Annotated in this window: 7 protein-coding genes; 6 read left to right on the top strand and 1 reads right to left on the bottom strand. The window is 69.2% G+C overall.

The window, feature by feature from the left end:
- Window positions 1-742: 742 nt before the first annotated feature.
- The 6 genes from SPR02S_RS51600 to SPR02S_RS51575 all read left to right on the top strand — a co-directional run bounded on the left by SPR02S_RS51600 (window position 743) and on the right by SPR02S_RS51575 (window position 6690).
- Window positions 743-2212 (top strand): SAVED domain-containing protein, encoded by a 1470-nt coding sequence (locus tag SPR02S_RS51600; RefSeq protein ID WP_020684310.1) that lies wholly within the window; start codon window positions 743-745, stop codon window positions 2210-2212.
- Window positions 2213-2450: 238 nt separating this feature from the next.
- Entirely contained in the window at window positions 2451-3419 is a 969-nt protein-coding gene (locus tag SPR02S_RS51595) for an SMODS domain-containing nucleotidyltransferase (RefSeq protein WP_019064904.1), read from the top strand.
- A 5-nt stretch (window positions 3420-3424) separates the two neighbouring features.
- Window positions 3425-4012: a hypothetical protein gene (locus SPR02S_RS65500; RefSeq protein WP_019064903.1), complete on the top strand. Its 588-nt coding sequence runs from the start codon at window positions 3425-3427 to the stop codon at window positions 4010-4012.
- The gene (locus tag SPR02S_RS51585) at window positions 4006-5280 is read left to right on the top strand and encodes a HesA/MoeB/ThiF family protein (RefSeq protein ID WP_019064902.1); all 1275 of its coding nucleotides are present in this window, start codon (window positions 4006-4008) and stop codon (window positions 5278-5280) included. The genes SPR02S_RS65500 and SPR02S_RS51585 overlap by 7 nt, the downstream gene beginning before the upstream one ends.
- Entirely contained in the window at window positions 5277-5795 is a 519-nt protein-coding gene (locus tag SPR02S_RS51580) for a Mov34/MPN/PAD-1 family protein (RefSeq protein WP_019064901.1), read from the top strand. Before SPR02S_RS51585 ends, SPR02S_RS51580 begins: the two co-directional genes overlap by 4 nt.
- A gap of 34 nt (window positions 5796-5829) precedes the next feature.
- Entirely contained in the window at window positions 5830-6690 is an 861-nt protein-coding gene (locus SPR02S_RS51575) for a nucleotidyltransferase domain-containing protein (protein WP_019064900.1), read from the top strand.
- Window positions 6691-7010: 320 nt separating this feature from the next.
- Here the strand turns inward: SPR02S_RS51575 and SPR02S_RS51570 are convergent, their stop codons facing one another.
- On the bottom strand, window positions 7011-8471 hold the full coding sequence (locus tag SPR02S_RS51570) for a Wadjet anti-phage system protein JetD domain-containing protein (RefSeq protein WP_106437189.1): 1461 nt from the start codon (window positions 8469-8471) through the stop codon (window positions 7011-7013).

Raw genomic sequence — 8471 nt, 5'->3', positions numbered from 1 at the left:
TGACAAATCTGCTAACGATCACTAGGTGAATGGATGCGCTGACGTGTGTATCTAGTGATCGTTTCGGGATCTCTTGCCGTGGTACGGCATGCTTCTGACCTGGGTTTTCCTGGGGCAGTTGGGATGCGGGCAGGCTCTTAGGTGCAGGTTTAGTGATCACTTCGGAATGTAGTGATCGGCTCAGGATTTCCTTATGGCTGCGTGGCCTGGGTGTGTAGGTATGCGCTGGTCAGGGTTGGTCTGGCGGATCGTGGTGGTTACGAGCTCGGCTGCGGGAGCGGATCGGTGCCGGACCGAAAATCCTGCCCGCATGTCAGTGGTGGTGACGGCACTTGGTTCATGACGCTTGAGCGTGACAGCGGCGTCGGTGGGCAGCGGGGTGCTGGCTGGCTCCGGCATTACCAGCGCCCGCTGCTGGCTCGTGGGGCGGACCGTGTCTGCGAGGCGTGGTGTGACTGAGGTGGATGTGCTGCTTCTGCTCGCCGTACACCAGCTGGTGTCTGCCCCTTCGCTCTCGGGGAGCTGGTCCATGAGAACGTCCGCAGCCGTGAGCGTGGCACGGGCCTGCTCTCCCACGACCCGGCCCAGCAGTACGCTCTGCCAGCGGCCGTGGCCAAGCGCGACACCCCGTGATGGCCGGCCGCCGCCCGTCGTACGGCTCCGAGATCGGCCACCCTGCGCAATGGGGCATCGAAGCCCGCGAACAGTTGCAGCTCAACCCCGAGACCACGGAGCGGACCTCATGCCTGACCTTCCTGCCCCTGGCCCCACCGGTGTGCGGATCGCCGGCGATAGATACCAGTGGCTGTGGGCCTGGCAGGGTTGCGTCACAGCACTACGGGACGCTGCCCTCCGCACACCCAACCCGGTCGTCGGCGTCGGTGTCGAAGCCGACCAGGCGGGCAACCTGGACGATGTTGTCCTCTACCGGGCCAGACCTCCGCACACCTACGCCCAGGTGAAGTACACCGCCGACGCCGCCACCCCCGTCAATGAGACGTACCTGTTCACTCCCAGCACCTCCGGCGGCACCTCGCTCCTGAAGAAGATCACCCAGAGCTGGCAGCGTCTGACCGCCGACGGGGCGCCTGTCGACCTGGCACTGATCAGCAACCGGGCGCCCGACCCCGCCGACCCGCTCGTCTCGCTGCGCGATCCACGCACCCAGACCCTCATGCCCAAAGCCGGCCAGCAAGGACCCCGGTCCGCGAAAGGCCGGGCCCGCAGCCGCTGGGCGGCGAACGCCGGGACGGACGAAGAACAACTTCTCGACCTGCTGCGCGTACTGCGCTTCGACATCGCCCGCGACGTCTCCCACCTCCACGAACACCTGCAACTGTTGATGTTCGCTGCGGGCCTTCGCCCCGACGCGGCTGCCGTACAAGCAGGCGCGGACTGGGTGGCCCGCCAGGTGATCAACGGTCAGCGCACGCTGTCACTGGCCCAGATCACCGATGCCGTCCAGACGCTCGCGCTCACGGCCGGTCCCAACCGCGCCGTCGTGTCGATCGCCACCCTCAAGCCCGACCCGATGGCCGACGACGCCGACTACGCTATCGACTGGGCCGACCGCTTCGAGGGAGACACCGCTTACTCCAAGTGCCGGCCCAAGGCCCCCGCCACCTGGGCACAGCTTCAGGAGGAGATCGAGGCGGCGCCTCACCGGCTTCCCCCGGGGACAGCCGCTGTGGCGGTAACCGGCAGCCTGCGTCTTGCGCCCGCCTTCCTGACCGGTACCGCCTTCCGCATGGTCACCGGAGCCGACTTGGCCGTACTACAGCGCGGCCAACTCTGGTCCTCCACCGAGCCCTACGACACTGTGCTCGCTCCCGCCCGGGAGACGCACGCGATCGACGCAGGCCAGGATCTGGCCGTTGCTATCGCGGTGGCCACCGACCCCACCGCCGATGTCCTAAAGTTCCTGCAGGACAGGCAGCTGCCGGTATCGCGGCTCCTGGTCCTGCGCCCGCCCGCGGGGGCGAAGGACAACTCGATCCCGGACGCCGCCACTGCCAACGCCCTGGCCATCGGAATCCGTGACGCTCTCCGTACGGCCAGCCACGGTGCATCCCGGATCCACCTTTTCCAGGCCTGCCCCATGGGTCTCGCCCTCCTCCTCGGACACCGCTGGAACCGGCTGCGCCCCACTGTGGTGTACGAGCACGTGGCAACGGAGGACCTCTACGAGGCGGCCTTCACCGTGGACGCCTGAACCACACCCGCCTCACCCTCAGGAAGCAGACGTCACGGCACCCACCACACATCTGACCGCTCCGGCACCACCCCGCCCCGCAGGCGGCGGCGGATGACGCCGGGGCGTTGTCAGTGGCGGGTCCTAGGCTTGTCGGAAGGAACAGCTGTCGGTGCCTCCAACTCGACCCGCTGACCGTCTCCCGACGGCCGACGGCGGCGCGCACTCGGGCTGAACGGCGAGCCTGAGGAGGCACGTGATGGGGATCAACGACGCGTTCGATGAGCTCCAGGCAGAGGTCAACGCCGACATCGACCAGGTCAAGCTGGCGCGCGAACGCCGGGACACCTTCAAGAAGGCTATGTCCGGCGAGGAGGACGTCCTGGAGACGTTCGGATCGGGCTCCCTGAGCCGAAGCACTCAGCTCAAGCCCATCCACGATGTGGACATCGTCGTGGTCTACGACGTGACCGCGCACCCAGACTGGGGCGCACCGGGCGACAGCGCGGGCGAGGCTCTGGACCACGCCGGCGATCAGATCCACCGGCTTTTGGGCCAGACCTACGGCACCGTCGCCCAGGAGGTCCGCCTGGCTGTGCCGCGCAACCACGCGGTCAAATGCTTCCTGGACGACAAGGACGAGGAAGAGGCGTTCACGGTCGACGTCATGCCGGCACTGCGCCAGAGCGACGGCACCCTGCTGATCCCGGAGAAGCTCAACCGCTGCTGGGTCCCGGCGGATCCGGAGTATCTGATCCGCAAGGTCGCCGAGCACCAGGGCGCGTGGGAACACTTCCGTCCGCTGGTGCGGGTACTCAAGGACTGGCGCCACAGTGCGCCGGTCCAGGGCCGCATCAAGTCCCTGGTCGTCGAGGTCCTCGCGCTGGAGTGCATGCCGAAAGAGGGCAGCCGCGCGGAGGGGCTGAAGGCGTTCTTCACCGCCGCCGCGGTCAGGGTCAACGAAGGAGTCTCGGATCCCGCGGGACTGTGCGGGGAAGTGCAGCCCGACCTGGACTACGACGGACTCTCCGACGCGTTCGCCGATGCCGCGGACCTCGCCGAGCGGGCCTGCGCCGCTGCTGCTGCCGGGGACACCGACGGTGCGCTGCGACTGTGGCAGGACATCTTCGGCGACGGCTTCCCCGCACCCGCCAAGCCCGCGTCGAAGATCACAGGCACACCCGCCCTGGTCGCACCCCGGCCGATCAAGGACGCACCCCAGGGATGACAGCCATGGACAGGTCCGACCGTGAACCGATCACATGGTGGAAAGCCGAACCCCGGCGCCTTGAGCGGGACCAGTCCGAGATCACCGCCCGGTTCAGCGGCCTGGTGTGGAACAGCGACGGCGCCGGCACCTGGACCGGCGTCCTGCCGCGCTGGCCGTTCGACCGCCCGCAACCGCCGAACCTCAGCGCCTGGGTGGGGGAGGAGGGGCTGCGCCTGACCGTTGCCTACAACCAGGCCTACCCCATGGTGGAACCCGCTCTGCTCCCCCTGGACCCCCTGCCGCCGCCCCAGGAGTGGACCCAGACCCGCTGGCACGTCAACGGAGACGGCACTCTGTGCCTGCTGCAGGAACACGCCTGGTGGACCGGACGGGACTCGCTCATCGACCTGCTCCTCAAAGCGGCTGGATGGCGGCTGGAGTACGCGCTGATGAAACACGGCCTCATCCAGGAGATGTCCCGCTGCGGCATCGTCAGCGACAACCGCCACGATCACTTCTTCTCCCAGCCGCCGCCCGCAGCCGGCCAAACAGATACCGCACCAGCAGCCGGCCAAGCGGACACCGGCCCGAAGACAGAGGCGCCGTGCTGATCCTCTTCCCGCACCTGGCCGCCGCCACGATCCGCCAGGCCGGCACATGGGGCCACCTGACCCTGCGGGTCAGCGCCCCGGACGAACTGGCCGTGGTGTGCGCCCTGTCGGACGGCAACAACCCCAAGGTCTCCGTCGACCCCGAGCCCGCCGAACGGCTCCTTGCCAACTGCGACCCCGCTCCCATCAGCCTGTGGTACCGGGTCGACCCCGCCCTGCACCTGGCGTGGGCGCAGTGCCGCGCACGCCAGGACACGGTCATTCCCAGAACAGCGTTCCGGGACGCCGTACGCGGCGGCTACCAGACCTTCGGAAAGCCCTACCTCGCCATCACCTACGCACCCGGCCTGGCAGAGGCCTTCCCCGACGCCGCACTGCCCGACCTGGCCGCCTGGCAAGTCACCCCCGAAGGCGCCCTCCCGCTCGACATCCTCATCCAGCCCGCCGTCACCGGCATCGCCCAGCTGGAGCCGCACTGGCCGGCAGCACACCTGCAGAAAACCCGTGCTCTCCTGGTCGGGGCCGGCAGCATCGGCAGCGCCACCGCCCACGCCCTGGCCGGCTACGGCATCGGACAGCTGACCCTGATGGACCCCGACCGCCTGTCCTGGCACAACCTGGTGCGCCACACCAGCGCCGGCCGCTACATCGGCCGCCACAAAGTCACCGCCCTGGCCGAAGAACTCACCCGGCTGCGCCCGGACACCCAGGTTCAACCGCTGCCCTGGGACGTGATCACCCAAGCAGACCGCGTACGGGCACTGCTCCCCGCCGTCGACATCGTGGTGTGCACCGCCGACGGCGTCGCGGCCCGCAGAACCACCGGCCACCTCGCACGCCGTGCAGGCGTCACCGCCGTCCTGGCATGCGTCCTGCAGGACGGCGCCATCGGCGAGGTACTCAGGCTCCGACCCTGGCCCCGCCACGGCTGCCTGACCTGCCGCCGCCAGACACTGGTCAACAACGGGGGCATGGACCCCGAGCCCGCCCTGGACGCCGGCTACGGCACCGGCACACGCCACCGGCCGATGACCGCAGTCGGCCCCGACCTGCACCTGGTCGCCCATTTCGCCGCCAAAACAGTCGTCGCCACCATCCTGGAACGCGCCGGGCACCCCGACCAGCGGCTGCCCAGCGAACACGCGCTCTTGGCACTGCGCCGCCAGCCCGACTGCTCCCCGCCCTTCGACCTGAACCGCACGGGCGAACTGCACTGGCTACCCGCGACACCCCCCGAACCGGGCTGCCCCACGTGCGAAACACCATGACCCTCCAGCAGCCGGTCACCCGGGTACGCCTGACTGCACGAGCGGTCCGCACCATCACGACGGAGCTGGCCACCAACGACCATGCCACCGAAACCGGAGGCATCCTTCTGGGCCGTCACGATCGCGACACCGTCGTCGTCCGTCACGCAGGCACCCCCGGCCCCGCCGCAGTACGGACACCGACATCCTTCCTGCGCGACCTGGCGCATGCTCAAGCATTCGCGGACCAGGCGTTCGCCGACGACGGCAGCATCTGGATCGGCGAATGGCACACCCACCCCACCAGCGCCACAACGACCCCTAGCCCGCGCGATGCAAGCACCTACCGCCGGCTCCTGGGCGACCCGGAACTGGCGTTCCACACCCTTATCGCCGTCATCCTTGCCCCTCACCGGGGCAGCTGGGCAGTTCAGGCATGGGCCTGCCGCCACCACAGGATCACGGCCACTCAACTGCAGCTCCCTGTACACCTCATGTCCCCGACAGACCATCGTGACCGTGGAGGCCCGTCATGACCACCCCGGCCGGACCCCGCTGGAGGTTTCTTCCGTGAAGCGCGCTCGTGCCACGTTGCTGCTGACCGAGATGCTCGACCGCCTGGAGGGAGGCGAATGGCCGCTGGGCCTGGTCGATCAGGTCCTGGTGTTCGGCTCTTACGCCCGCGGCGCGCTGGAGCCGCACGACGTCGACGTCGTGGTCGAGCACCGCACGGACAAGCGGCTGACGTCCGAGTTCGTCCATGCCATGTCCTACGGCGGTGATCCGTCCGGGTCGATGAAACGCGCCTTGAAAGGCCGCAGCCGCGGCCTGCAGCTCCACTTGCGCGAGCGCAGCACCCTGGAGGAGGACGGCTTCCCCCTGACCGTGCTGTGGACCCGCCCCGAACCCGTCGACGCCGCCCGCGCTCGCCTGGCCGCACTCACCCCCGACCCCACCGCCGGCCGGGCCCCGCGCGACCACATGATCGAGGCATTCGAAGGACTGGACCGGTGGATCCCACGACCAGTCCGCATCGAACTCGTCGACCTGGTCTCCCATGGAGCCGTCCGCATCGACCGCCTCGACCTGCCCGACGCGGTACCGCAGCATCCAGCAGCGCTCGAAGCACTGCACCGCTGGACCGAGACCAGCCCACTGCGCCGCGCCGCCGCCGGGGCACTCGCCCATCTGGAGAGCACCGGACACCCCCTCGACCACGTACTGCTCCACGGTGAACCCCTGACCGACAGCCACCACAGCGCTCCCACGCCCACAGTGGGGATCGGACTCGGCTGGCACGACTTCGGCTACCTACCCCGACTGCTGGAAGACGTGAGCGACTGGTTCGAGGTGATCCGCCCCACTCGGACCCGGCCTCTGCACACCCTGCACCTGACCGTCCTCGACCACACCGCCGTGAAGGCGCGCTGACGCCCCATACACGATCTTCCCTACCCGACTCCTCCGGTCCGGACTCGCAAGCGGACTGCGCGGGAGCATCGATCACACCGTCGCACGGCCAGGGCAGCGCCACATCTCGTCAGCACCGTCGGTCTCCCGTGGAGACAGTCCCGCCAGACGCGCCCTCCCCGTCACCCTGGCCTCAGCGAATCCCCCGCACCACCGCCAGCCGACCTGCTGGCAACCCGCTGGCCCGCCGTGCCGACCTTCTAGAGGTCGAGTACTGCGCGTAGTGCCTGGCCAACCCGTCCATGGCGGTGCTGTCGACCATTCCGATCAGCAAGTGGCGATCATACGGCGCCGTCGGCGTTGGACGGCCGGGCGGCCGGGGCGGGTCCATCGGTGATCTGGTCCAGCGTGCGCGCCAGAGCTGGCAGGACCTCGTGGTAAAGGGTTTCGTGTTCGCAGCCGTCGCCGCCGTTTGCGGCGATTTCGGCGGCCAGGGCGCGCAGTGCGGGCGGTCCGCTGACGGCAAGCCGCTCGGCGAGTTTGAGGTTGCCCGCCCGTTTCTCGGGTTTCTGGTGGTACTTCGTACCACTCCTGTAGAAGTCGACGTCCATGCCCACCGGGGTGATGGGCCGGCCGATGCGCTCGGTGAGGTTGGCGATGATCTGGATGCCGTGGGCGTCCAGATCCTGCCAGGCGGCCACCGGTAGCGGCGCCATCGCCTTGAGGAACGCGGCCAGGCCGTGCGTGGCGTAGCCGGCGCCCCATATGCACAGCCACTGCTCCGCGACATCGGGGAGTTTGCACACCTGTGCGAAGGCGTCCTCGTTCTCGACCAGGAACACGCCCACCGCCGAGCAGTCGATCAATCCAAGGCTGCGCAGGCCGCCTGCGGGCAGTCCTAGCCAGGGGAGGCAGGCTGCGGCGTCGGCGATGACGGTATCGACGCGCCAGCGCAGGGGCCCGCGCATGCGCAGCTCCGTGTCGGTCTCTTCCACCGCCTGGTCGAAGGGGCGGCCGACGAGGTTGGCGAACGCCTGCCGACGCGCCGGCAACCACCTGTACTTGGTGTCGCGCATGCTCTTGCCCGCCAGAACCTTGGCGGTCATCGGCTGGGGGTGGGACTGGGCGGCCCACCACACCGCGGCGGACCTGACGGCCACCTCATACACCCGCCAGTCCCCGGTTCCGGTGGCGCTGCCCGCGGGAACCTGCAGGGTGCGGGCCGGGGCGGTCGCGGCCAGCAGGTTGTGTTCGCCGGCCAGTTGGGGGATGCCTGCCATCGCTTGCAGCAACTCGGTGTGCAGCCGCAAGGGGTCGGGGTGGCCGCGCAGCTGGGCGAGCTTGTCCTCCCTCAGCGATGCCCAGGACGGTGTCAGCCGCCAGGAGTCGGGGGCGAACCCGGTGGCCTGGACGACCTTGCAGCGCAGGACGACGGCGCCGCAGCGGATCAGCGACGCGGTCGTGCGCCACGCCTGCTCCTGGCCGAAGTCGGCCTCGATGGTGGCCCACCGCTTGCGGGTCCGGGTCGTCAGAACCTTGATCAGATCACGGTCGGCCAGGCCGGCCGGCGGGTCGTAGGCGGGGACCGGATCGGAGGCGACGAGGTCGACGAAGGCGGGGTTGACGCGCCGTTTGCGGTCCACGGGCACGCGGGTGAGGACCTCGTCGCCGTCTTTTCGGGTGCGAGGCACGGTGACGGCGATGATCCCGGCGGGAAGTCCGTGCAGCGGCACTTCCCGCCGACCGTGGGCTTCGCCGACCAGCAGGGCGGGGCGGGGGAGGGGCGCGCTGGGTTCAGGCAT

The sequence above is a fragment of the Streptomyces prunicolor NBRC 13075 genome, assembly GCF_000367365.1.
GTDB classification, from domain to species: Bacteria; Actinomycetota; Actinomycetes; order Streptomycetales; family Streptomycetaceae; genus Streptomyces; species Streptomyces prunicolor.
Note: the sequence above shows the minus strand (reverse complement) of the source record. Positions and strands in the feature narration are given on the sequence as shown.

Coding starts and splice junctions, on each gene's coding strand:
- SPR02S_RS51600 (WP_020684310.1), top strand. CDS start 743: ATGCCTGACCTTCCTGCCCCTGGCCCCACCGGTGTGCGGATCGCCGGC.
- SPR02S_RS51595 (WP_019064904.1), top strand. CDS start 2,451: ATGGGGATCAACGACGCGTTCGATGAGCTCCAGGCAGAGGTCAACGCC.
- SPR02S_RS65500 (WP_019064903.1), top strand. CDS start 3,425: ATGGACAGGTCCGACCGTGAACCGATCACATGGTGGAAAGCCGAACCC.
- SPR02S_RS51580 (WP_019064901.1), top strand. CDS start 5,277: ATGACCCTCCAGCAGCCGGTCACCCGGGTACGCCTGACTGCACGAGCG.
- SPR02S_RS51570 (WP_106437189.1), bottom strand. CDS start 8,471: ATGCCTGAACCCAGCGCGCCCCTCCCCCGCCCCGCCCTGCTGGTCGGC.